25 protein-coding genes are annotated in these 23,764 nt (G+C 64.4%); 17 read left to right on the top strand and 8 right to left on the bottom strand.

Features of this window, described 5'->3' with window-relative positions:
- Positions 1-233: 233 nt before the first annotated feature.
- The 3 genes from PSV40_RS09520 to PSV40_RS09510 form a co-directional block, all read right to left on the bottom strand.
- On the bottom strand, positions 234-647 hold the full coding sequence (locus tag PSV40_RS09520) for a VOC family protein (protein WP_300536848.1): 414 nt from the start codon (positions 645-647) through the stop codon (positions 234-236).
- Positions 648-708: 61 nt separating this feature from the next.
- Positions 709-1,083, bottom strand: coding sequence for a hypothetical protein (locus PSV40_RS09515; protein WP_300536846.1), 375 nt, complete (start codon positions 1,081-1,083; stop codon positions 709-711).
- A gap of 44 nt (positions 1,084-1,127) precedes the next feature.
- Positions 1,128-1,496: a TraR/DksA family transcriptional regulator gene (locus PSV40_RS09510; RefSeq protein ID WP_300536844.1), complete on the bottom strand. Its 369-nt coding sequence runs from the start codon at positions 1,494-1,496 to the stop codon at positions 1,128-1,130.
- Positions 1,497-1,646: 150 nt separating this feature from the next.
- Here PSV40_RS09510 and PSV40_RS09505 point away from each other — a divergent pair, with 150 nt between their 5' ends.
- From PSV40_RS09505 to PSV40_RS09490, 4 genes are all read left to right on the top strand, one after another.
- Positions 1,647-2,453 carry an enoyl-CoA hydratase/isomerase family protein gene (locus tag PSV40_RS09505; protein WP_300537050.1) on the top strand — a complete coding sequence of 269 codons (807 nt, stop codon included), beginning with the start codon at positions 1,647-1,649 and terminating at the stop codon, positions 2,451-2,453.
- A 227-nt stretch (positions 2,454-2,680) separates the two neighbouring features.
- A complete protein-coding gene (locus tag PSV40_RS09500) occupies positions 2,681-3,532 on the top strand; it encodes a PhaM family polyhydroxyalkanoate granule multifunctional regulatory protein (protein WP_300536842.1) in 852 nt (283 codons plus the stop codon).
- A 59-nt stretch (positions 3,533-3,591) separates the two neighbouring features.
- Positions 3,592-4,233 carry a glutathione S-transferase gene (locus PSV40_RS09495; RefSeq protein ID WP_300536840.1) on the top strand — a complete coding sequence of 214 codons (642 nt, stop codon included), beginning with the start codon at positions 3,592-3,594 and terminating at the stop codon, positions 4,231-4,233.
- Positions 4,234-4,269: 36 nt separating this feature from the next.
- Positions 4,270-5,550 (top strand): FIST N-terminal domain-containing protein, encoded by a 1,281-nt coding sequence (locus PSV40_RS09490; RefSeq protein WP_300536839.1) that lies wholly within the window; start codon positions 4,270-4,272, stop codon positions 5,548-5,550.
- Between the two features lie 135 nt (positions 5,551-5,685).
- Here the strand turns inward: PSV40_RS09490 and PSV40_RS09485 are convergent, their stop codons facing one another.
- Positions 5,686-6,417, bottom strand: coding sequence for a helix-turn-helix transcriptional regulator (locus tag PSV40_RS09485; protein WP_300536838.1), 732 nt, complete (start codon positions 6,415-6,417; stop codon positions 5,686-5,688).
- Between the two features lie 115 nt (positions 6,418-6,532).
- Here PSV40_RS09485 and PSV40_RS09480 point away from each other — a divergent pair, with 115 nt between their 5' ends.
- From PSV40_RS09480 to PSV40_RS09450, 7 genes are all read left to right on the top strand, one after another.
- Positions 6,533-7,426 (top strand): hypothetical protein, encoded by an 894-nt coding sequence (locus tag PSV40_RS09480; protein WP_300536836.1) that lies wholly within the window; start codon positions 6,533-6,535, stop codon positions 7,424-7,426.
- A 24-nt stretch (positions 7,427-7,450) separates the two neighbouring features.
- Entirely contained in the window at positions 7,451-9,388 is a 1,938-nt protein-coding gene (locus PSV40_RS09475) for an MFS transporter (protein ID WP_300536834.1), read from the top strand.
- A gap of 116 nt (positions 9,389-9,504) precedes the next feature.
- Positions 9,505-9,969, top strand: a complete 465-nt coding sequence (locus PSV40_RS09470; RefSeq protein WP_300536832.1) for a YiaA/YiaB family inner membrane protein — start codon at positions 9,505-9,507, stop codon at positions 9,967-9,969.
- A 29-nt stretch (positions 9,970-9,998) separates the two neighbouring features.
- Positions 9,999-10,457 carry a hypothetical protein gene (locus PSV40_RS09465; RefSeq protein WP_300536830.1) on the top strand — a complete coding sequence of 153 codons (459 nt, stop codon included), beginning with the start codon at positions 9,999-10,001 and terminating at the stop codon, positions 10,455-10,457.
- An 18-nt stretch (positions 10,458-10,475) separates the two neighbouring features.
- Positions 10,476-11,291, top strand: coding sequence for a DUF2145 domain-containing protein (locus PSV40_RS09460; protein WP_300536829.1), 816 nt, complete (start codon positions 10,476-10,478; stop codon positions 11,289-11,291).
- A 28-nt stretch (positions 11,292-11,319) separates the two neighbouring features.
- Positions 11,320-12,405, top strand: a complete 1,086-nt coding sequence (locus PSV40_RS09455) for a serine endopeptidase (protein ID WP_300536827.1) — start codon at positions 11,320-11,322, stop codon at positions 12,403-12,405.
- Between the two features lie 138 nt (positions 12,406-12,543).
- Positions 12,544-13,869, top strand: a complete 1,326-nt coding sequence (locus PSV40_RS09450; protein ID WP_300536825.1) for an Ig-like domain-containing protein — start codon at positions 12,544-12,546, stop codon at positions 13,867-13,869.
- Positions 13,870-13,951: 82 nt separating this feature from the next.
- Here the strand turns inward: PSV40_RS09450 and PSV40_RS09445 are convergent, their stop codons facing one another.
- From PSV40_RS09445 to queA, 3 genes are read right to left on the bottom strand one after another with little or no spacing between them, the layout of a single operon-like run.
- Entirely contained in the window at positions 13,952-14,953 is a 1,002-nt protein-coding gene (locus PSV40_RS09445) for an aldo/keto reductase (protein ID WP_300536823.1), read from the bottom strand.
- Between the two features lie 34 nt (positions 14,954-14,987).
- A complete protein-coding gene (gene tgt / locus PSV40_RS09440) occupies positions 14,988-16,151 on the bottom strand; it encodes a tRNA guanosine(34) transglycosylase Tgt (protein ID WP_300536821.1) in 1,164 nt (387 codons plus the stop codon).
- A gap of 12 nt (positions 16,152-16,163) precedes the next feature.
- Positions 16,164-17,210, bottom strand: a complete 1,047-nt coding sequence (gene queA, locus PSV40_RS09435) for a tRNA preQ1(34) S-adenosylmethionine ribosyltransferase-isomerase QueA (RefSeq protein ID WP_300536819.1) — start codon at positions 17,208-17,210, stop codon at positions 16,164-16,166.
- 17 nt (positions 17,211-17,227) lie between these two features.
- Between queA and recG the strand changes: the two genes are divergently transcribed.
- The 6 genes from recG (at position 17,228) to ubiA (ending at position 22,841) form a co-directional block, all read left to right on the top strand.
- On the top strand, positions 17,228-19,381 hold the full coding sequence (gene recG, locus PSV40_RS09430) for an ATP-dependent DNA helicase RecG (RefSeq protein ID WP_300536817.1): 2,154 nt from the start codon (positions 17,228-17,230) through the stop codon (positions 19,379-19,381).
- A 172-nt stretch (positions 19,382-19,553) separates the two neighbouring features.
- The gene (locus tag PSV40_RS09425; RefSeq protein ID WP_300536816.1) at positions 19,554-19,931 is read left to right on the top strand and encodes a type II toxin-antitoxin system RelE/ParE family toxin; all 378 of its coding nucleotides are present in this window, start codon (positions 19,554-19,556) and stop codon (positions 19,929-19,931) included.
- Positions 19,921-20,256 carry a transcriptional regulator gene (locus tag PSV40_RS09420; protein ID WP_300536814.1) on the top strand — a complete coding sequence of 112 codons (336 nt, stop codon included), beginning with the start codon at positions 19,921-19,923 and terminating at the stop codon, positions 20,254-20,256. The genes PSV40_RS09425 and PSV40_RS09420 overlap by 11 nt, the downstream gene beginning before the upstream one ends.
- Before the next feature lie 72 nt (positions 20,257-20,328).
- A complete protein-coding gene (locus PSV40_RS09415; RefSeq protein ID WP_300536812.1) occupies positions 20,329-21,303 on the top strand; it encodes a LysR substrate-binding domain-containing protein in 975 nt (324 codons plus the stop codon).
- Positions 21,304-21,416: 113 nt separating this feature from the next.
- The gene (locus PSV40_RS09410) at positions 21,417-21,935 is read left to right on the top strand and encodes a Dps family protein (RefSeq protein ID WP_300536811.1); all 519 of its coding nucleotides are present in this window, start codon (positions 21,417-21,419) and stop codon (positions 21,933-21,935) included.
- A gap of 42 nt (positions 21,936-21,977) precedes the next feature.
- Positions 21,978-22,841, top strand: a complete 864-nt coding sequence (ubiA, locus tag PSV40_RS09405; protein WP_300536810.1) for a 4-hydroxybenzoate octaprenyltransferase — start codon at positions 21,978-21,980, stop codon at positions 22,839-22,841.
- A gap of 82 nt (positions 22,842-22,923) precedes the next feature.
- Here ubiA and proC read toward each other — a convergent pair whose 3' ends face one another.
- Positions 22,924-23,760 carry a pyrroline-5-carboxylate reductase gene (gene proC, locus PSV40_RS09400; protein WP_300536809.1) on the bottom strand — a complete coding sequence of 279 codons (837 nt, stop codon included), beginning with the start codon at positions 23,758-23,760 and terminating at the stop codon, positions 22,924-22,926.
- Between the last annotated feature and the right edge of the window lie 4 nt (positions 23,761-23,764).

The raw sequence follows: 23,764 nt of genomic DNA, 5'->3' as shown, positions 1-23,764 counted from the left end.
GCCCCCACGGTCGCTCACTGCGTGTAGTTCCCGAGGCCTTGCAGGCCGCCGCTCGCCGGAGGCTTCGCTTCTGTCGCCTGTCCAAAGCTGCGCGGTCAGCTTTGAAGCCGCAGGCTCCAGCCCCTCGGGGGGCGCTGCGCCTGCGGACTGGCAAAGCCAGATCCGCGGCCCCTGCTTGAATGGAGAGTTCCCTTGGTTGCCTACTGCGCGCCGGCGTGCTCAACTGCCCATCCTCATGAGGCGTAAATCGCGTCCAGATCACGGAAGCCCTTGATCTCCAGCGGGTTGCCAAACGGGTCGCAGAAAAACATGGTCCACTGCTCGCCCGGCTGGCCTTCAAAACGCACCTGCGGCGCAAACAGGAAGTCGGTACCCGCTGCCTGCAGGCGCTTGGCCATGGCCTGCCAGTCGGGCAGCGCCAGGACCAGCCCGAAATGCGGCATGGGCACCAGCGTGTCGCCGACGTGGCCGGTGCGTTCGGTCTTGAAAGGCTGGCCCAGGTGCAGCGAGAGCTGGTGGCCCATGAAATCGAAATCGACCCAGCTATCGGTGCTGCGGCCTTCGGCGCAGCCGAGCACGCCGCCGTAGAAACGGCGGGCCTCGTCGAGATCGGTGATGTTGAAGGCGAAATGAAAAAGGCTGCGCATCCGGTCAAGGATAGCAGCCTGCGCGCCGCCGGGTGCGGCCCCCGGCGAAAAAATCCGGAGTTCAGACGGTCGAAGGATCGGCCGCCATGTTGTCGAACTTCTTGAAGTACTGGCGGGCCAGCGCGACCAGCTGGGCGTCGCTCGGATGGTCGGTGACCACCGAGTCCACCACGCTGTCGGCCACGGCCGGCAGGTGGCTGCTGCACCAGTCGCGGAACTGGTTGCGCACCAGGCCGGGGCCGGTGAGCAGCACTTCATGCGTGCCATTCAGTGCCCGGGCCACGTCGGCGAAAAAAGCGGCGCTGTCGTCAACCTTGCCCTGGTGCTTGTGGTGTGTGCGCGACTTGATGCGCTGGGCTTCCATGTGTTCGCGGTCAAACATCACCACATGGGCTTCGGACTGGTCGATCCAGACAACGGCGTGAAAAGTGCTCATGAAATCCTTTGTAGAAAAAGAAGAAGGGGAAAAGAAAAAGGGGGTCAGGCGGGGCGTGTTTGTTCGGCTTTTTCCTGGCAGGCGATGCAGCGCCATGCTTCGGGGCTGGCCTGCAGCCTGGCGGCTGGAATGGTGACGCCGCAGTCGGTGCATTGTCCATAGGTCCCGGCTTCGATGCGGGCCAGTGCCGCGTCGATCGCGGTGAGTTCGGCCGTTTCACGCTCGCCCAAGGCGAACTCGAGTTCGCGTTCGGTGGCCACCTGGGCACGCGAGTCCTCGGGCTGGCCGAAATGGTCGGCGGCGGCGTCAGCGCGGCTGACGGTGCCGCCACGCTGCGCAGAAATCTGTGCGAGCAGGGCGGTGCGCATGTCCAGCAATTGCTGTTGGTAGGGCACGGTGTGTTGTTTGTCCATGGGGCATTCCTTCTTGTATTCGCCTCCATCATGCGCCACGGCGTCATGCCCCCGGTTGATGAAGGTCAAGCGGGCGGCCCCCGATCTGTGCAGGGCACAATTCGGGCATTCCTTTTGCCACCCGACGGAGACACCATGACTGCCCAGACGATGGATTACAGCGCCTACCAGACCCTGCACATCACGCGCCGCGGCGTCGGCGGCGCGGTGCTGGACATCCAGATGAAAGCCCTCAACGGCAAGCTGCCGACGGCCGGGCACGACGGCCACCGGGAGCTCGCGCAGATCTGGCGCGATGTGGGCAGCGACGACTCGGTGCGTTGCGCCGTGCTGCGCGGCGAAGGCCTGGGTTTTTCCGGCGGCGGCGACCTCGCCCTGGTGCAGGACATGGCCGAGGATTTTGAAACGCGCGCCCGCGTCTGGAAGGAAGCACGCGACCTGGTCTACAACGTGATCAACTGCGACAAACCGATTGTCAGTGCCCTGCATGGCCCGGCGGTCGGCGCCGGGCTGGTGGCGGGCTTGCTGGCCGATATTTCGATTGCCGCCAAGAGCGCCAAAATTGTGGACGGCCACACGCGTCTGGGCGTGGCCGCCGGCGACCATGCCGCCATCGTCTGGCCGCTGCTGTGCGGCATGGCCAAGGCCAAGTACTACCTGATGCTTTGCGAGCCGATCAGCGGCGAGGAGGCCGAACGCATCGGCCTGGTGTCGCTGGCGGTGGACGACGAACAACTGCTACCCAGGGCCTATGAGGTGGCCGACCGCCTGGCCGCAGGTTCGTCAACCGCCATCAGCTGGACCAAATATGCGCTCAACAACTGGCTGCGCCAGGCCGGGCCGGCCTTCGACGCCTCGCTGGCGCTGGAGTTCATGGGTTTTGCCGGCCCCGACGTGCGCGAAGGTGTGGCCAGTCTGCGCGAGCGCCGCCCGCCTTCCTACGGTCCCAAAGCCTGATTTGCTATTGAATCAATAGCTGGTGGCGCTTGCCAGTCAAGGGCTGGCAGCTGATTTTTCTTGAAAATTCGCTGGTGAGGGCGAAACGGCCGGTGGGCGGCCTGGGCAGGTGCGATGCGCCGGGCTTGGAAAAAAACGGGTTGACGTGCCGCCGCGACCCTGCACAATGAAACCACCGTGGCGCCCTCCAGACCGGGGGCCACGCCGTACAACACCAGGAGACAAGCATGAGCGACGCAGACAACCCATCCTTTGCCGGTTTCGGAAAACTGGTTCCGGGCTTTGACTTTTTGCAGAACCTTGCCAAGCAGGCCGCCGGCAGCGCGTCGCAAAGCATTCCCCAGCTGCCCAACCTGGGCAACTGGGTCGCGCCGACGCTCAATGTCGAGGAGCTCGACAAACGCATCGAGGAACTCAAGGCCGTCCAGTTCTGGCTGGACCAGAACGCCATGGCGCTCAAGGCCACCATCCAGGCGCTGGAGGTCCAGAAGATGACCCTGGCCACGCTCAAGGGCATGAATTTCAACATGGGCGACGTCGCCAACGCTTTCAAGCTCAAGGTCGCCGATACGGTGGCTGGCGGGGTGCAGAAAGTGGCCGACAAGGGAAAGACGTTTTCGGGGCTGGAGGTTCCGCCCACCAGTTACCAGAACGGTGAAAAGGCCGCGAAGGCCAAAACCGCGAAGCCCAAGGCTGAAAAAGCCGCCGAAGCTGCGCCCGGCGTGGTCGATCCGATGCAGTGGTGGGGCGCGCTGACGCAGCAGTTCCAGAACATCGCCACCACGGCCATGCAGGACGCCGCCCAAAAAACCACCATGAGCACAACCAAAAACATGGCCACCGGCCTCGCCAAGGACGCGATGAAAACCGCCACCGGCATGGCCACGGACCTGGCCAAGGGCATGGCCAATTCCGCCGGCAAAACCGTGGCCCGGGGTGCCCGCTCGGCGATGGACAGCGCCCTGCGCAGCAGCCAGGCCTGGCCCACCCCGGCGGCGGCCACCACGGCGGCAGGGGCCAAACCTAAGCCGAAGGCCAAGGCGCCGGTGCGCAAGACGGCGCGCAAGACCACGCGTTGAAACCCTGCCGCGCCGGTGGCCGGCTGGCAGTCACCTGAAAGAAAGCGAGAAAGCGTCCCATGTACCGTCTTCATGGTTTTTGCCAGTCGGGCAACACCTTCAAGGTGGCCTTTCTGCTGCGCGCACTGGGCCAGCCCTGGGAGCCTGTTTTTGTGGACTTCATGAAAGGGGTCACGCGCACCGGGCCCTGGCGCGAGCAGACCAACGAGATGGGTGAGGCGCCGGTGCTGGAGGACGGCACGCGCCGCCTCACGCAGTCGGGCGTCATCCTGGGCTACCTTGCAAAGAAACATGGTGCGTATGAAGGGGCCACGGAAGACGACAGGCTGGAGGTGCTGCGCTGGCTGTTTTTCGACAACCACAAGTTCACGAGTTACTTCGCCACCTACCGCTTCATGAAGGCCTTTGGCCCCGCCGCGCCCGACCCGGCCGTGATGGCCTGGCTGCGTGCGCGGATGGACGCCGCGTTTGCCATCGTCGACAAACATCTGGCCTCGCGCGAGTGGATGGTCGGCGGGGCGTCCACCATCGCCGACTTCTCGCTGTGCGGCTACCTGTTTTACCCACCGGAGGAAAGCGGCTACGAGGTCGCCGGACGATACCCCCACATCGAGGCGTGGCTTGCGCGCCTGCGTGGGTTGCCCGGCTGGGCCTCGCCGTACGATGTGCTTCCTGGAGAGCGATTGCTGCCGAAGTGGTGAGGCAGTGCGCCAGCGCCAACCTACCCTGACAAGCCCATGAAACTTTTCCCCTACGGCCACGCCACCCACCCGCAATGGCGCATGGCGGCCGGCTTGGTGCTGGCCCAGCTGCGCGCGCAGATGGCCTTGCACGGTTATGCCAGCTCACCGGGCCTGGGCCTGCTTTACATCACCGACCACTACACCGCGCAGGCGCAGGACATCCTCGACTTCCTCGGTGCCGAGCTGCCTGAAATCACCGACTGGGCAGGCACGGTCGGCATCGGCATCGCGTCGAACAACGTCGAGTATTTCGACGAGCCCGCGCTGGCGGTGATGTTGTGCGAGCTGCCGTCAGACCAGTACCGCGTGTTTTCCGGCGTGTCGCCCCTGCCGCCGCCCGGCGCCAGCCATTTCCAGGCCCACACCGCGCTGGTGCATGCCGATGCCGGTACCCCCGACGTGGCTGAGCTGATTGCCGAGATGGCCGAGCGCACCAGCAGCGGGTATGTGTTTGGCGGGCTGGCCTCGAGCCGCGGCAAGGCGGTCCAGTTCGCGCTCAGCGGCAGCGGCAATGTGAAGGGGCAGGGCGCCGCCAGTGGGGTGTTCAGCGGCGGCCTGAGCGGGGTGGCTTTTGCCCAGGGCGCCGGCCTGATGTCGCGCGTGACCCAAGGCTGCCAGCCGGTTTCACGGGAGCACGAGATCACCGCCTGCGACGCCAACGTGGTGACAGAACTGGACGGCCAGAGCGCGCTTGACGTGATGCTGGCCGACCTCGGCGTGTCGCTCGATGCGCCGCGTGAGGCGCTCGAAAAAGTACGGACCACGCTGGTCGGGCTGAGCAGCGCTGACGCCGCCCTGCAGGACGGCCGGATCCGGCGTCCGGGCCAGTTCGGGGCCGATGTGCTGGTGCGCCACATCATCGGCCTGGACCCGGCGCGCCAGGGCGTGGCCATTGCCGAGGTGCCCAGCCCGGGCATGAGGCTGGCTTTTTGCGAACGCAATGCCGAGGCGGCGCGCGCCGACCTGGTGCGCGTCTGCGCCGAAATCCGCGAGGAGCTGGAGCCGGAGGAGTTGACGCTGGAAGTCGCCAGTGCGCTGAGTGCGTCCGAGGCCGAGTCGGCCCCGCACCCGGCCCGGCGCATCGCCGGCGCGATCTACATCAGCTGCGCCGGGCGCGGCGGCCCACACTTCGGTGCGCCCAGCGCCGAGCTGCAGATTGTGCGGCGTGCCCTCGGCGACGTGCCGCTCGTCGGGTTTTTTGCCGGCGGCGAAATTGCGCGCCACAACCTCTATGGCTACACCGGCGTGCTGACGGTGTTTACCGCAGCGGATTGACAAGCACCATCGGGGTCGAGATGAAGAGTCCCTCCTGGCAGGGGCCGCAGATCCGGCTTTGCCGGTCTGCAGGCGCCGTCCCCTGCAAGGGGAGAGGCCGCTACACGCAGTGAGCGGCAACAGGGGTGTGCAACATCAACGCCGCAAGGCCGCAAAGGCTTCGAATTCCCAGCTTCGCATCGCCAGCAGCAGGGTGTAACCTTCGCGGTCTTTCTCGGCGAGTTTCTGGTCGGCTTGGTGTTGCTGCGCAAAATCCTGCGCGACACGCTGCATGCGTTCGAGAAACGACGGCGCGAGGCTGCGGCTGATGGAACCGTGCACCAATAGCAGGCCTTCTCCGCTGCCATCAAAACCACCCGAGAAGTAGTCCATCAGGGCGTTGTCCCTGAAGTAGTCCATCACCGGCCCGTGCGGCCGCCAGCGGAAGGTCTTGGCGAGTTTGAGTCGGTAGCGGTTCTGCGGCTTGAGCTCGATGATGCCGATGTGATCGAGCTGCACCAGGTATTTGACACATTCGGCCTGCGACAGGCGGTAGCTGCCCGTGATCTGCTCCAGCGTCCATTGCGACAACACGCAGATCGCGGTGAGCAGGAGCTTCTTGTCGGCCACCACGGCTTTTTCCTGTGCCTGCGTCAGCTCGGCCAGCAGGGGCTGGGCATCGGCCACTCGCCTGGCCAGTTCGGCAAAGTCCAGTTTCAGCGCGCGGCAGATGGCATCGATGCGCGACAGCGGCATATCGCCTTTGGCCAGCATGCGTTTGACGCTGGACTCCGCCATGCCCAGCTTGGCCGCGAGATCGGCATAGGTCATGTGGACGGCTTTGAGTTCCTTCTTCAGCAGAAGAACCAGGTCGGCGGTGGTGCTCATGGGTATCAATTATCAATACTTTTGGTTCCACGCGGAAAGACTGGTTCGAATATTGATGCTTTGGATGCACCCTTCCCCGCACATTGCAGGCTCATTCATTTCAGGAGCCATCCTCATGCAATACACCCCATATCCCCAGCCACGGCGGGAAATGCGGCCCGCGCACTCTCCGGCATGGCCGCGCGAACGCGCCTTGCTGCTTGCTGCCCTGCTGCTGGTTCTGGTGGCTGTGGCCGGCCCGGCCCTGGTCCAGCCGGCGCATTACCACGACTTTGCTGACCAGCGAGTCTGGGGCGCGCTGCCTCATGCCATGGATGTGCTGAGCAACCTGCCGTTTGCGTTGTGGGGTCTGGCGGGTGGGGGTGTGCTGGTTCAGGCCCTCCGCAGGCAAGCGGTGGACAGGACGGCAGCCTGGCTGGCAGGCCTGTTTTTTTGCGGACTGATGGTGACCACCGCTGTCTCGGCGATGTACCACTGGCAGCCGGACAACGCGGGACTGCTCTGGGACCGCGGCGGCATGGTGCTGGCCTTCGCCGGGCTGTTGGGCCTGGCTGCATGTCAGGGCATCAGTGCCCGGGCCGGTGTGGCGCTGGCGACGGCGGTGCTTGTACTGGGACCGGTGTCTGTCCAGGTGTGGGCGGTGTCAGGCAATCTGTTGCCTTGGGGCGTGCTCCAGTTCGGCGGCATGGCTCTGATCGTCGGACTGGCCTGCCTGCGGCCGGAAGCCGCCCGTGCGGGGCCATCGCACCGGGGTCTGACCATCCGCTGGTCGCTGCTGATCGCCTTGTATGCGCTGGCCAAGGTGCTGGAGCTGGGTGACCATCAGGTGTTTGAGTGGACAGGCCACCTCATTTCGGGCCACAGCCTTAAACATATCGTGGCCAGCTGTGCCGCCTGGCCGGTTGTTGCCGCGCTGATGGCTGTCATGAAAAGCAGGGCAGAATCCGGTTCACCCTCCAGAGCAGGCTCTAAGGGTGCAGACAGGCTGTCCCCGGCACCTGCTGCATAACAAAGCTGAAAAGAGGAGTCCATCATGAGTGTTGAAGCCGCCGTCCAGGCGTCCCCGCCCAAGGCCCAGGAGCACCCCAACCAGTTCGCGCTGCTCAGCCAGCGCCGCTTTGCCCCCTTTTTCTGGACCCAGTTTTCGGGGGCCGCCAACGACAACCTGTTCAAGTTTGCCTTTACCGTGATGGTGACTTACCAGTTGCAAATCAGCTGGCTGCCGCCCGCGATGGCGGGACTGGTGATCGGTGCGTTGTTCATCCTGCCTTTCCTGCTGTTTTCTGCCACCAGCGGACAACTCGCCGACAAGTACGACAAACGCACGCTGATCATTTTTGTGAAGCGGCTGGAAATGCTCATCATGGCGCTGGCGGCCTGGGGCTTTTTCAGCGCCAACATCCCGATCCTGCTGGGCTGCACCTTTCTCATGGGCCTGCATTCCACGCTGTTCGGACCGGTCAAGTTTGCCTACCTGCCGCACCACCTGAACGAGCGTGAACTCATGGGTGGCAACGGCATGGTGGAAATGGGCACCTTTGTTGCCATTTTGCTGGGCAATGTGGCCGGTGGCCTGATCATTGCGGTGCCGGAGATCGGTGCCCACCATGTGGGCTTCAGCTGTGTCGGCATGGCTATTCTGGGCCGCGTGGTGTCGCACTACATTCCGCCATCGCCCGCGACCGACCCGGGCCTCAAGATCAACTGGAATCCGTTCACCGAGACGGTGCGCAATCTCAAGCTTGCGCATGGCAACCTCGTGGTTTTCCGCTCGCTGCTGGGCATCAGCTGGATGTGGTTTTTCGGCGCGGTGTTCCTGAGCCAGTTCCCGAGTTTTGCCAAGGAGGTGCTGCATGGCAACGAGCAGGTCGCTTCGCTGCTGCTGGTGGTGTTTTCGATAGGCATAGGCACGGGTTCGCTGCTGTGCGAGGTGGTGAGCCGCCGCCATGTCGAGATCGGCCTGGTTCCGCTGGGCGCGATCGGCATGAGCGTGTTTGCGATTGACCTTTACTTCGCATCGCGTGGCCTGCCGCCGTCGCCGGTCATGAGCCTGGCAAGTTTCGTGGCGCAGCCCGCGCACTGGCGCGTGATGGCCGACCTGGCGCTGCTGAGCCTGTTTGCGGGCCTTTACAGCGTGCCCATGTACGCGCTGATCCAGCTGCGCGCGCAGGTGACCCATCGCGCCCGGATCATCGCGGCCAACAACATTCTGAATGCCCTGTTCATGATTGCGAGTTCGGTGATCGCCGGCATCCTGCTGGGCCTCGGCATGACGATTCCGCAGATTTTCCTGCTGGTTGGCCTGGCCAATGCGGTGGTGGCGCTTTACATCTTCATGCTGGTGCCTGAGTACCTGCTGCGTTTCATCGCGCTGGTGGCCTCGCGCTGCATTTACCGCTTCAAGGTGACGGGCGACGACAACATTCCGGTGCAGGGGGCCGCCGTGCTGACCTGCAACCATGTAAGTTTTGTCGACCCGGTGCTGCTGATGGCGGCCAGCCCGCGGCCGATTTATTTCTTGATGGACCACCGCATTTTCAGGATGCCGGTGCTCGGCTGGCTGTTCCGGCTCGCCAGGGCGATCCCGATCGCCCCGCGTGCCGAGGACCCGGCGGCGTATGAAGCAGCATTCGAGGCTGCTGCGAAGGTGCTGCGCAACGGCGACCTGCTGGCGATCTTCCCCGAGGGCGGCATCACCCAGGACGGCGAACTCCAGCCCTTCAAGGGTGGCATCATGAAAATCCTGGAAAACGCCGAGCGCGACGGCCTCAGCGTGCCGGTCATTCCCATGGCCTTGACCAATCTCTGGGGCTCGTTCTTCAGCCGCATTGAGAAAGGCGGTGCCATGGTGCGGCCTTTCAGGCGCGGCATCTTCAGCCGCGTCGGCCTCAATGCCGGCGCCCCCATGCCTTTGGCCCAGGCGCAGCCCGAGCTCCTGCGTGCCCGTGTGGCCGCACTCATGAAACCCTGAAAAGTATCTCCATCCGATACCAGCAGGGTATTCAAACGTCACTGTATTGTTATTCGCCCCTGCTTCCGGCCATCCCGGTGCACATTGGCGTCACCTCAACAAGCAAGAAGGTTTTTATGCGAGTACTGATTCACCGCGATTCCAAACCCTGGCAGTTCCAGGTCTGGGCCTCTTTCCTGATTGCCGTTTTCCTGTGCGCCGTTGGCCTGTCTTATCTGCCCGGCCAGGACCTGGACCGCGCTTTCATGATCATGGGTTACTTCTTCTGCCTGTCTGCGGCTTTTGTGCTGGCCAAGTATGTCCGCGACCAGGAGAAGGCCGAGGCCGAAAACAAGCTGACCGAAACGCCGATGTTCAGGTTCGTGGTGTGGGGTGGTTTTTTCCTGGCCATGTCGCTCACCGGCTGGGGTTTGTGGCGCATGGAGGTCAACGAGACCTACAAGGCTTTTCTCGGCGTCAGCTGGCTCTACCTGATCACCTGCAGCTTCACGCTGGCCAAAACCCTGCGTGACAAACACGAAGCCGACCTGAACGAAGCGCGTCTGGCCGGCCAGGCCCTACGAAACACCGACGCCGAATAAATCTTTTCCAGGAAATGCGAGGAAGCATCATGAAAAATACATTTGCTACTTATTTAATAGCTGTTTGCGCAATGACGGCGGGGGCTACAGCCTCTTTTCATGCCCAGGCGCAAACCGGCGCCTCGGCCCTGAGCGCTGTGTCTGCCCTGCCGGTGGCATCCGTGGTGGTCGGTACCAGCGCGGTTGCGGGCGCCGTCGTGGCGATACCGGTGGTGCTGTCGACCACCGGCGCAGTGCTGGTCGTCAAGACCGTGGAGAGCACCGCCCGCGGGACGGTGTATGTGCTGGAGCGGGCCTCCGACGGTGCGCGGGCCAGCATTGAAGTGGTGGGCAAGGGTGTGGCTGGTGCGTCCATGGTGGTCGGAACGGCCGTGGTCGTGAGCGTGATCGGTACCGGCGTGGTGCTGTCCGCGGCCGGCGAGGCGATTGCCTTCATTCCCAATGCCTTGGGCCGCGCCCTGTTGCACAACGAACGGCTGACGCACTGAGAAAGCGCGAGGGAACCCATGAAGAAATCTTCTCTGACTTTTCTGTGCCTCGGCCTCGCAGCCGCCTGCATGCTGGCGCCAGTAGCCCACGCGGGACGTTCGTGCGAGGCCGGCAAGATCACCCCGCAGACGGTGGCGCGCGGCATGTCGCTGGCCGAAAAAACCCTGGCCTCGCTCAATGCCAGCGGCGAGAAGGTCGTGCTGCTGGCGCGGGCCGGCCAGGACCTGAGCAAATACAAGCTGCGTTATTCCCACCTGGGGCTGGCTTACCAGGAGCCTGACGGGCAGGGCGGCCACACCTGGCGTGTACTGCACAAGCTCAACGAATGCGGCACCAGTGAATCGGCGGTTTACCGTCAGGGCCTGGGCGAGTTTTTCCTGGATGACCTGTGGCGCTTTGAAGCGGCCTGGGTGGCGCCTGCGCCCGAGGTGCAGGCCAAGCTGCTGGCGTTGCTGCAGGATCCTGCGCGCACCGTGGGCATGCACCACAAGCCGTACAGTATCGTCAGCTACGCCTGGGGCCGCAAATACCAGCAGTCCAACCAGTGGGCCATCGAAACGCTGGCCGCCGCCATGGAGCCGGGCGCCAACTCGCGCGAGCGGGCCCAGGCCTGGCTGCAGTTCAAGGGTTACGAGCCCACCGTCCTCAAGCTGGGCCCGCTGACGCGGCTGGGCGGTCGCATGACTGCGGCCAATGTGGCATTTGACGACCACCCCAACGACAAACGTTATTCGGACCGCATTGAAACCGTTACGGTGGATTCGGTGTTTGCCTGGTTGCAGCGTGCACAGCTGACAGGGAACGGCAAGCTGCCGACCCTTATCAAACTTTAACAATGGCTGTTCAACTCCCGGAGTCTCCATGAGCAAAGCATTACGACTGTCCGAAAAATGGTTTCAGCGCGGCCTCTGGCTGGTGGCCTTTGTGTTTGCCGCCTTCCTCATCGGGCTGGGCAGCACGGTCGTGGGCGACCTGCCGCAGGTCGAAAAGGCCCTGTCCCTGGACGATTTCATCGAGCAGCCCGCCGCCGTGCAGGCGCGCGAGAGCCTCAAGACGGCCGAACGCCAGGGCCGGCAGGCGCAGGAAGCGCTGGATCAGGCCAGGCTCAAGCTGCGCGTGGCGCAAGCTAATTCGCGCTCGGCCAGCGAGACCTTCAACAACTGGCTGGCAACGCGGCGCGCGACCGAGCGGGCCGAGCAGGACCCGGAACTGATCGAACGAACACGCGCGCTGGATGGCCTGAAGACGTCCGAGCGGCAGGCGCTGGCCACGATGGAGGCGGAGCAGCAGAAGGCCCTGGACGCCAGCCAGGGCGCCACGCGCACGCGTGAACGCATCGCCGAGTTGGAGCGCGCGGCGCAGGACAAGTGGCAAAGCGCGCGGCGCGCCCAGGAACTGCGCGTGTTTTTGTACCGGCTGGCGCTGACCCTGCCGCTGCTGGTGGCGGCCGGCTGGCTGTTTGCCAAAAAACGCAAAAGCACCTACTGGCCTTTTGTCTGGGGCTTCATCTTTTTTGCGCTGTTCGCCTTTTTTGTCGAACTCGTGCCCTACCTGCCCAGTTACGGCGGTTATGTGCGCTACATCGTCGGCATTCTCATCACGGTGCTGGTCGGGCGGCAGGCGATTGTGTCGCTGAACCGCTACCTGGAAAAGCAGAAACTCGCCGAGCAGCTGCCCGATGCGCAGCGCCGCGAAGAGCTGAGCTACGACACGGCGCTCACCCGCCTGTCCAAGGGGGTGTGCCCCGGCTGCGAGCGGGCGGTGGACCTGAAAAACCTGGCGATCGACTTCTGCCCGCACTGCGGCATCGGCCTGTTCGACCATTGCCCGCAGTGCACCGCGCGCAAGAGCGCGTTTGCCAAGTTCTGCCACGCCTGCGGCGCGGACGGCAAGCGGGCTGGCGTGTCTCCCGCGCCTGCGCAGGCTGGCCCCGCATCCATGGCCTGAGGCCTTGGCGCGTGGTCGGCGGCGTCTTGTCCTTGGTGCTTCCCGCTGGCCGCCTACGGCCGGCGACCCCCGGCGCCTACAGGTTTCGCGCTGCGCTGCCATCACAGTGGACAAACCCATTTACAAGGTTTGAACATCATGAAAAAACAGATACGCAACCAGGTCGCAGCCCTTTTCCTGCTGCTTCCCGCCGCTACCGCGCTGATCGCCCTGCCGGGTACCGCCATGGCGCAACCGGCCGCGCCCGAGTTGCGATCGCTGCAGGTGGGCACCGACGGGGGTCTCCAGGCCGGCGCCAAGCTGCAATTCACGCTGGAAGGCACGCCGCGGGGCCAGGTCAGCCTCACCGTGCGCGGCGTGCCGCGCACCATCGTGCTCAAGGAAACCGCACGGGGGGTCTACACGGGAAGCTACACCATCCGGCGCCAGGACCGGATCACCGAAAGCAGCGCCATCCGCGCCACGCTGAAGGTGCGCAACCGCAGCATCGCGACCAACTACACCTTTCCGGCCGGCATCGCCAGCCAGGACGTGGCTGTGGCGCCTCCGGCCGGCCTGAAAATCGACCGCTTCACGGTGGCGCCCGTCGACAAGATCGAACCGGGCGCTGAACTGCGTTTCACGCTGAACGGCGCGCCTGGCGGTACGGCCGAGTTCGACATTCCCGGTGTCATCAACAATGTCGCGATGCGCGAAGTGCGGCCCGGTGTGTATGAGGGCGCCTACACCATCCGCCGCCTGGACAACCTGGCGCCGTCACGGCCCGTCGTCGCCACCCTGCGTATTGGCGACCGCGCGGTCACCTCGACCCTGACCCAGCCCCTGATGGCCGATGCGAAACCGCCGGTGATCCGTAACCTGTCGCCTCGTGACGGCGAGTCGGTCACGCGCGGCGCGGCCACCTCGGTGTCCGGCACCTTTGACGATGCCGGCGGCGTGGGTGTGGACCCGAAAAGCGTGCGCATCATGCTGGCGGGGCGCGATGTCACCGCAGCCGCGCAGATCACGCCGCAGTTTTTCACCTACCGCGCCGACCTGCCCGCCGGCCGCTACGCGGTGGACGTGACGGCCAAAGACATGGTTGGCAATGCCGTGCGCCAGACCTGGACCTTCGACGTGGCGGCGGCCGTGAGCGCCGCGCCTGCCACTGTGCTGTTGCAGGTGACCAGCCACGCCAACAACGCTTCGGTTGAAGGCAGTCCGGTGGTGGTGCGCGGCCGCACTGCCCCAGGCGCGGTGGTTGATGTCAAGGTCAGCGCTGTCGGAACGCTCGCCGGCCTGTTTGGCATGAACCAGGATTTGCTGACGCAGCGGGTTCAGGCCGACGGCAACGGCAACTTCTCGTTCAGCTTCTCGCCGCAGTTTCCGTTGCCAGGCACGCGTTACGAGGTGTCGATGACGGCCGGCAAGGACGGCATGACGGCCACCGAGACCAAGCTGGTGCTGTTCCAGAAACAGGGTTAAGCCGGAAATTTTCAGTAAAAACTGCCTGCGGCCCTTATGTGGCGGGCGTAGGCAGCTACTGATTCAGTAGCACTCTCCCGGCTCAGACCGGGCGGCCGTAAAAGGGGTAGCTCGGGTCGTTGTAGCCGTGGCTGGAGGCATGGCCCGGAATCACCAGCTCGTTGATGAAAGCCTCGTCTTCACTGTCCAGCACCAGCTCGGTCGCGCCGTAGACATCTTCCAGGTGCGAGAGCAGGCGCGGCCCGGCAATCACCGAGCTGACCAGCGGATTGGCCAGCACCCAGGCGGCGGCAAACTGGCCCGGCACCCAGCCTTTGGCCTCGCAGCGCGCCTTGATCTTCTGGGCAATCACCAGTGACTCTTCACGGAACTCGGTTTCCAGGATGCGTTTGTCGCCGCTGCCGGCGCGTGTACCTTCGGCCGGCGGCTGGCCCGGCGGGTACTTGCCGGTGAGCACGCCGCGCGCCAGCGGGCTGTAAGGCACGACACCGACGCCGTAGTGGCCGCAGGCCGGCAGGATTTCGACTTCGGGCCCGCGGTTGAGCAGGTTGTAATACGGCTGACAGACCACCGGTTGCGGCACGCCGGTTTTTTCGCAGAGGCGCATGATCTCGGCAATGCGCCAGCCGCGGAAGTTGGACAGGCCGAAGCTGCGGATCTTGCCGCCGCGTATCAGGTCACCCAGCGCGCGAACCGCTTCTTCCAGGTTCTCGCCGTGGAAGTCGCGGTGCAGGTACAGGATGTCCAGGTAGTCGGTGCCAAGCCGCGCCAGGATGGCATCGGTCTGCTGCAGGATCCAGCTGCGCGAATAATGTCCCTGGTTCACGCCCGGACCGGCCTGGTTGCCCAGTTTGCTGGCCAGCACCCAGTGCGGGCGCTGCCCGGCCAGCAGTTTGCCCAGCAGGATTTCAGACTTGCCCTCGTTGTAGACGTCGGCCGTGTCGATGAAATTGATGCCGCGCTCTTTCGCCGAAGCGACGATGCGCTCCGCCTCGTCGTCCGGCGTCTGCTGCCCGAACATCATGGTGCCCAGGCACAGGACGGACACCTTCAGGTTGCTGTTTCCAAGGCGGCGGTATTTCATGACGGTTTCCTTGTGGTGATGTTGCAGCTATTGGCTAAACGCCGCGTTGCCGGTCCTGCCTGAATTGCTGCACAAAGGCGCCGAAGCGCCCGGCGTCGAGCGCGTCGCGCACTTCCTGCATCAGGTTCAGGTAGTAGTGCAGGTTGTGGATGCTGCTGAGCATGGGGCCCAGCATTTCGCCGCAGCGGTCCAGGTGGTGCATGTAGGCACGGCTGAAATTCCTGCAGGTGTAGCAGCTGCAGGTGCTGTCCACCGGCGCCTCTTCGGTCTTGTAGCGGGCGTTGCGTATCTTCAGGTCGCCGAATCGCGTGAACATGTGGCCGTTGCGCGCATTGCGCGTGGGCATCACGCAGTCGAACATGTCGACGCCCGCGCCCACCCCTTCGACCAGGTCTTCCGGCGTGCCCACACCCATCAGGTAACGCGGCTTGTGGGCGGGCAGGCGGTGCGGCGTGTGCGCCATGATGCGCTGCATTTCCTCCTTGGGCTCGCCGACACTGACGCCGCCGACGGCGTAACCGGGAAAGTCCATCTCGACCAGCGCATCGAGCGACTCCTGGCGCAGGTTTTCAAACATGCCGCCCTGCACGATGCCGAACAGCGCGTTGGGGTTCTCCAGCCGGGCAAACTCATCCTCGCAGCGCTGGGCCCAGCGCCGGCTCAGCTCCATCGAAAAGCGCGCCTCGTCCTCGGTCGTGATGTGGCCCTTGGTGTCGTAAGGCGTGCATTCGTCGAACTGCATCACGATGTCGCTGTTGAGCACGGTCTGGATCTGCATCGAGATCTCGGGCGTCAGGAACAGCTTGTCGCCGTTGACCGGCGAGGCGAACTTCACGCCTTCCTCCGAGATCTTGCGCATCTCGCCGAGCGACCAGACCTGGAAGCCGCCGCTGTCGGTCAGGATGGGTTTGTGCCAGTTCTCGAACTTGTGCAGGCCGCCGAACTGGCGCAACACGTCCAGCCCCGGACGCATCCACAGGTGAAAGGTGTTGCCCAGGATGATCTGCGCGCCCATCTCGTGCAGCGACTGCGGCATCACGCCCTTGACCGTGCCATAGGTGCCGACCGGCATGAAGATGGGGGTCTGCACCACGCCGTGGTTCAGGGTGAGCGTGCCGCGGCGGGCGAAGGAGCCCAGGTAGGCACCCTCGGGGCCGGTGGTGGCCGCGTCGGTGGTCAGGACTTCAAATTTCAGCATGGGGTGATTGTCTCAGGGGCGTCGTTGCAGCAGCATGGCGTCGCCGTAGCTGAAAAAGCGGTAACGCTGGGTGATCGCGTGGCGGTACAGCGCCATGATGTGTTCGTAGCCGGCAAAGGCGCTGACCAGCATCATCAGTGTGCTTTTGGGCAGGTGAAAATTGGTCAGCAGCAGGTCCACCACCTGGAACTCGAAGCCGGGCGTGATGAAGATGTTGGTGTCGCGGCAAGCGGGGCCGAATGCGGCTGCCGACTCGAGGGCGCGCACGCTGGTGGTGCCGACGGCGACCACGCGCCCGCCGCGCGCCTTGCAGGCGGCGATCGCCTGCAGGGTTGACTCCGGCACGTCAAAGCGTTCGAAGTGCATGGTGTGGTCCGCGATGTTCTCGGTCTTGACCGGCTGGAAGGTACCGGCGCCCACATGCAGCGTGACGGTGGCGCGCTGGATGCCACGTGCTTCGAGTTGCGCCAGCACCGCTTCGTCGAAATGCAGTGCGGCTGTCGGTGCGGCGACCGCGCCCGGGTTTTTGGCGAACACCGTCTGGTAGCGCTGCTCGTCCACCGCCGAGTCGGTGTGGGTGATGTAGGGCGGCAGCGGCACATGGCCGTGGCTGGCCATCAGCGCATACGGATCGCTGCTCAGGGCGAAGCGGTACAACGGTCCGTCCTCGTTGGGCCAGCGGCCCAGCAGCGTGGCGGTGAAGCCACCGTCCATCTGCAGCACTGCGCCCGGCAGCGGCTTCTTGCTGACCTTCATGTGGGCGGCCACCTCATGGCCGGCCTCCGGCGTGGGCGAGAGCACCCGCTCGATCAGCAGTTCCAGCCGGCCGCCGCTGCTTTTCTGCCCGAACAGCCGTGCCTTGACGACCTGGGTGTCGTTGAGCACCAGCAGGTCGCCGGGCTGCAGCAGGTCCGGCAGCTCGGTAAAACGCCGGTCCACAGGGGCGTCGCCCCGACCGTCCAGCAGCCGCGAGGCGCTGCGTTCGGCGGCCGGGTGCTGGGCGATCAGTTCGTCGGGGAGCGTGAAATCAAAATCACTGAGGCTGAATATCGTCTTCATGAAGGCACAATTGTCCCATGCCCACCCGGTCTGCCCCCGCTGCTTCTTCGCCCAAGGCGCTGCCGGCTGCGGCAGGCGCCGGCGCGGCGGTAACGCCCAAGTCCCAGCCGCAGAAAGCCCTTGAAAAGCTGGGCCTGCGCCGTGACATCGACCTGGCACTGCACCTGCCGCTGCGTTACGAGGACGAAACCCGCATCACCCGGCTGGCCGACGCACGCGATGGTGACATGGTGCAGGTCGAGGCGCAGGTCACCCACAGCGAAATCACCTTCCGCCCGCGCCGGCAGCTGCGCGTGACGGTGGATGACGGTAGCGACACCTGCGTGCTGCGCTTCATCAATTTTTATCCTTCGCACCAGAAAACCCTGAGTGTGGGCGCGCGTGTGCGGGTGCGCGGCGAGATCCGCGGCGGTTTTGTGGGCCGCGAAATGGTGCATCCGAGCTTTCGCGCCGCCGGCGGCGAACTCGCGACCGCCCTGACGCCGGTGTACCCCACGGTCGCCGGTTTGCCGCAGGCCTATCTGCGCAAGGCCGTGCTCGGCGGGCTGGCACGGGCTGACCTGGCAGAAACCCTTCCCGCCGAATTTTTAAGTAAAAACCTGCCTCAGCCCTTGTCCAGCCTGCGCGAGGCGCTACAGTTTTTGCACCACCCGACGCCGGACGTGATGCTGGCCACCCTGGAAGACCGCAGCCACCCGGCCTGGCAGCGCCTGAAGGCCGAGGAGTTGCTGGCCCAGCAGCTGTCGCAGTTGCAGGCGCGTCGCGTACGCGCCGCCATGCGGGCGCCGCCGTTGCGGTCGCCTGTGCACGGCCCCCAGTGCACGCTGCAGGAGCAGTTGCTGGAGCGCCTGCCGTTTCGACTGACGGCCGCGCAGCAGCGCGTCGGCACCGAGATCGCGGCCGACCTGACAAGGAATGCCCCCATGCACCGCCTGCTGCAGGGTGACGTGGGCTCCGGCAAAACCGTGGTGGCGGCGCTGGCCGCGGCGCGCTGCATGGACGCCGGCTGGCAGTGCGCACTGATGGCGCCCACCGAAATCCTGGCCGAGCAGCACTTTCGCAAGCTGATCGGTTGGCTCGAACCGCTGGGCATCCAGACCGCCTGGCTCACCGGTAGCCAGAAGGCCAAAGAGCGGCGCGAAGCCCTGGCCGTGATCGAAAGCGGCGCGGCCGGCCTGGTGGTGGGCACCCACGCGGTGATCCAGGACAAGGTGGTTTTCAAGAACCTGGCGCTGGCCATCATCGATGAGCAGCACCGTTTTGGCGTGGCCCAGCGGCTGGCCCTGAGAAGCAAGATGACCCCGACCTCACAGGTCGGTGCACAGCCCGGCGGAGAAGAGCCTCACCTGCTGATGATGACGGCCACACCGATCCCGCGCACCCTGGCCATGAGTTATTACGCCGACCTCGACGTCTCCACCATCGACGAACTGCCGCCGGGTCGCACGCCCATCGTCACCAAGGTCGTCAGCGAGGCCAGGCGCGACGAGGTGGTGGAACGCATACGCAGCCAGCTCGCCGAAGGCCGTCAGGTCTACTGGGTCTGCCCCTTGATCGAGGAAAGTGAATCGGTGGACCTGATCAACGCCACGCAGACGCACGAAGCGCTGAGCGCTGCCTTGCCCGGCACCCAGGTCGGCCTGCTGCATTCGCGCATGCCGGTGGCGGAGAAGAAGGCGGTCATGGCGCTGTTCACCAGCGGCCAGCTCGGCGTGCTGGTCAGTACCACGGTGATCGAGGTCGGCGTCGATGTGCCCAATGCCTCGCTGATGGTGATTGAACACGCCGAACGTTTTGGCCTGAGCCAGCTGCACCAACTGCGCGGCAGGGTCGGGCGCGGCGCGGCCGCCTCGGCCTGTGTGCTGCTCTATTCCACCGGCGACGCGCCGCGCCTGGGCGAAACTGCCCGCGCCCGCCTCAAGGCCATGGTGGAAACGCAGGACGGCTTCGAGATCGCCCGGCGCGACCTCGAGATTCGCGGCCCGGGGGAGTTTCTGGGTGCGCGGCAATCAGGGGCGCCGCTGTTGCGCTTTGCCGACTTGGCGACGGATACCGAGTTGCTGGCCTGGGCGCGTGCCTTGGCGCCGGTGATGCTGTACAACTACCCCGAGCTGGCGCATCGGCATATCTTGCGGTGGCTGGGGGGGAAGGCGGAGTTTTTGAAGGCTTGAGTGGCGGTTTCGGCAGCTTGACCCATCGGGTCTCGGCCGTGCGGCCGACTAACCTCCTCTTGCGTCGCCCGTAGACGGCAAGCAGGCTACCCCATCACCTCTGTCTGCGTGATTCAGACGCCTACTCGTTATGGCTATTGCACCAGGTGCTATAGACGATTAGAATTTGTCAATGAAACGTGTCTTCAAAACCAAGACATTTGACCGCTGGGCGCGTAAGGTGGTGAGTGATCTACTGCTCTGCCAGGCCGCCAGCGAAATAGAGCAGGGATTGTTTGAAGCGGATTTGGGTGGTGGGGTTTGCAAGAAGCGCGTGGCGGTGCCCGAACGGGGCAAAAGTGGATCGACCCGTACCCTGGTGGCCAAGAAGCACAAGGACGCTATTTCCTTTCTGGCCGGGCGTGAGAAGAGCCAGCCGGGGTCTGATTTTTCGGACAAGGAAGTGGAGGCTACGAAAATCATTGCGTCTGGATTGCAGGCTGCAGACGCTCAAAAAATTGATGAACTGCTTGCGGCTGAAATCCTGAAGGAGATTTGTAGTGGCAACTAAAAAATCAACTGAAAAGAACCGCGTTCTGGACGAGATGATGGAGATGGCGCAGGCCCTGAAGGGGCACGAACTTATCTCGAAACAAGACATGGCCAAAATGAAACTCATCTGCCAGAGCCCACCCGAATACACCGCCGAAAAAGTCACGGCCATTCGCGTGGGAAGGGCAAAGGTCAGCCAGTCGGTGCTGGCGTCCATCTTGAACGTGAGCGTTTCAGCCGTTCAAAAGTGGGAGTCACCCAGTTCTGGCAAGCACCCCAGTGGCGCAGCGGCCAAACTGCTTCAGCTCATTGACAAAAAGGGGCTGGAATCCATCGTGGCTTGAAGAGGGTCGCGCTGCGCTCAACCCAAACTCGGTTGCGCGCTTCCCGGGAGCAAAAAGCCGCACAATCACCCTATGACGCTGACAGAACTCAAATACATCGTGGCGGTCGCCCGCGAAAAGCACTTCGGCAAAGGCGCCGAGGCCTGCCATGTGTCGCAGCCGACCTTGAGCGTCGCGATCAAGAAGCTTGAGGAAGAGCTGCAGGTCAAGCTGTTCGAGCGCAACGCCAACGAAATCACGGTGACACCGCTGGGCGAAGAGATCGTGCGCCAGGCGCAGAGCGTGCTGGAGCAGGCCGATAGCATCCGCGAGATTGCCAAGCGCGGCAAGGACCCGCTGGCCGGCGCCTTGCGCCTGGGGGTGATCTACACCATCGGCCCCTACCTGCTGCCCGACCTGGTGCGTCAGGCGATTGCGCTCACGCCGCAGATGCCCTTGATGCTGCAGGAAAACTTCACCGTCAAACTGCTGGAAGAGCTGCGCACCGGCGAGATCGACTGCGCCATCCTGGCCGAGCCTTTTCCCGACACCAACCTGGCGATTGCGCCGCTGTACGACGAACCCTTCATGGCGGCCGTGCCGAGCAACCACCCGCTGGCCGCGCGCAGCAACATCACCGCCGAAGAGCTGAAAAAAGAGACCATGCTGTTGCTGGGTACCGGCCACTGCTTTCGCGACCACGTGCTCGAGGTGTGCCCCGAGTTCGCCCGGTTTTCGAGCAACGCCGAGGGCATACGCAAGAGTTTTGAAGGCTCGTCGCTGGAGACCATCAAACACATGGTGGCGGCCGGCATGGGTGTGACGCTGGTGCCGCGGCTGAGCGTGCCCAAGGAGGCCCTGCTGCCTGCCAAAGCCGTTTCAAAAGCCAAAAGCAGGGAAGTGCCGGAGTTGCCCTCCTACATCCGCTACCTGCCGTTTGAGGGCCATGTGCCGACGCGGCGTGTGGTGCTGGCCTGGCGCCGCAGTTTCACCCGTTATGAAGCCATCGCCGCCTTGCGCAACGCGATTTACGCCTGCGAACTGCCGGGTGTGACGCGCCTGTCCTGAGCGGCGCCAGCGGACATTTCATGATGCCTATCAAGGCGATACAGTTTGACTGTTGCCTTGGGCTTGCCGATTGTCTAGAGTGAAGTCCGGACTCTTTCACTCAAGGACACACCATGGCCAAAACATCTCCCAAGGCTTCTGCCGGCCGCACTGGCGCACCGCCCATCAACATCGGCATCGGCGAAAAAGACCGGGCCGCGATCGCCCAGGGCCTGAGCCGTTTGCTGGCGGACACCTACACGCTGTACCTGACCACGCACAACTTCCACTGGAACGTGACGGGGCCGATGTTCAACACCCTGCATGCCATGTTCATGACGCAATACACCGAGCTGTGGGCGGCGGTGGATCCGGTGGCCGAACGCATTCGCTCGCTGGGCCATCCGGCGCCCGGTTCCTATGCGCAGTTCAGCAAGCTGGCCTCGGTGCCGGATGCGCCCACGACTCCGCCCAAGGCGCTGGAGATGGTGCGCATTCTGGTGAAGGGCCATGAGGCGGTGGCGCGCACGGCCAGGGAACTGTTCCCGGTGGCCGACAAGGCCGGCGACCAGCCGACGGCCGACCTGCTGACGCAGCGCCTGACGGTGCACGAGCAGACGGCGTGGATGCTGCGTTCGCTCCTTGAAGACTAGGACTTGGCGTCCAAGGGGGACAGTGGTGCCAGAATTGAGGGCTTGAAAAACAAACTCGCCCTCTACCTGCAGCTGATCCGATGGGACCGCCCGGCGGGCTGGCTGCTGCTGCTGTGGCCCACCTTGTCGGCGCTGTGGGTCGCGTCGCACGGTTTCCCCGGCTGGCACCTGCTGACGGTGTTCACGCTGGGCACCATCCTGATGCGCAGTGCCGGCTGCTGCCTCAACGACGTCGCCGACCGCGAGTTTGACCGGCATGTCAAACGCACGGCGCAGCGCCCGGTAACGCGCGGCGCGGTGTCCGTCAGGGAGGCCCTGATCCTCGGGGCCGTGCTCGCCCTGCTGGCGTTTGGCCTGGTGCTGACCACCAACACCGCCACCATCGCCTGGTCGTTTGCCGCGCTGGCGGTGGCCGTGGTCTACCCCTATGCCAAGCGTTATGTGTCCATGCCGCAGGCGGTGCTGGGCGTGGCCTTCAGCTTCGGCATTCCCATGGCGTTTGCCGCGGTGCAGTCGCGCGTGCCGGCGCTGGCCTGGCTGCTGCTGCTGGGCAACCTGTTCTGGGTGATTGCCTATGACACCGAATACGCCATGGTGGACCGCGACGACGACCTCAAGATCGGCATGAAAACCTCGGCGATCACGCTGGGCCGTTTCGACGTGGCGGCGGTTTTGGCGAGTTACCTGATTTATCTGTCAATTTGGGTCTGGGCCCTGATGGATATTGCGCAACCAGCTATTTATTTCATAGCAATCGCGGTCGCGCTGGGGCAGGCGCTGTGGCATGGCTGGCTGATCCGCCGGCGCGAGCGCGACGACTGTTTCAGGGCTTTTCGCCTGAACCACTGGCTGGGGTTCACGGTGTTCGCCGGCATTGCGCTGTCGTATGCGCTGGCTGGCGTGTAAGCGCCTGCCGGTGATTTGCTATTAAAAAAGTAGCTGTTGGCCCCCGTGCAGTAAGGGCCAGGGCCTGATTTCGTTAAAAAACTCAGGCCGCTCCAAACTCGTCACCGAGTTCCGCGGCGCGTTGCCGGGCGGCGTGCATGGCGCGCATGAACTGTAGCCGGACGCCATCCCGTTCCAGAGACGTGAGGGCCGCGTAGGTGGTTCCCCCTTTGGAGGTCACGCGTTCACGCAGGGTCTCCGGTGGCTCGCTGGACGCTTTGGCCAATGCGGAGGCGCCGACAAAAGTCTGCACCGCCAGCTGGTGCGCCTGCTCGCGGCTCAGCCCCATCTCGGTGCCGGCCTGCACCATGGCTTCGATGAAATAAAACACATAGGCCGGGCCGGAACCGGACAGGGCGGTCACGGCATCCAGCTGCTCTTCCTGCGCCAGCCACAGGTGCTCGCCGGTGGTCTGGATCACGCGTTCGACCGCCTGACGCTCGGCGGCGCTGACGGCAGGACGGGCGAAGAGGGCGGTCATGCCCTGGCCAACGAGGGCCGGCGTGTTGGGCATGGCGCGCACGATGCGTTCGGTCGCCAGCCAGGAGGCCATGCTGTCCGAGCGGATGCCGGCCGCCACGCTCAGGTGCAGGGCCTGGCCGGTGTGCGGGCCGGCCTGCAGGGCGGCTTCCCTGAAGGTCTGGGGCTTGACGGCCCAGACCACCAGAGCGGCGGATGCCAGCGCCGCGCCGGGCTCCGCCTCGGCGGCAATGCCGAACTGCGCCTGAAGTTTCGCGCGCTGCTCGGCCCAGGGTTCGACGATCTGGATCCGGCCGGCAGGCGTGCCTTGTTTGAGCAGGCCGCCAATGATGGCGCTGGCCATGTTGCCGCCGCCTATGAAGGCGATGGCGCTGCTGTCTGGGGAAAGGGGTGAAGTCATGAAG

Source organism: Polaromonas sp. (assembly GCF_029945925.1).
Lineage (GTDB): Bacteria > Pseudomonadota > Gammaproteobacteria > Burkholderiales > Burkholderiaceae_C > Polaromonas.
The sequence above is the reverse complement of the archived record's forward strand: the minus strand, read 5'-3'. Positions and strand labels throughout refer to the sequence as shown.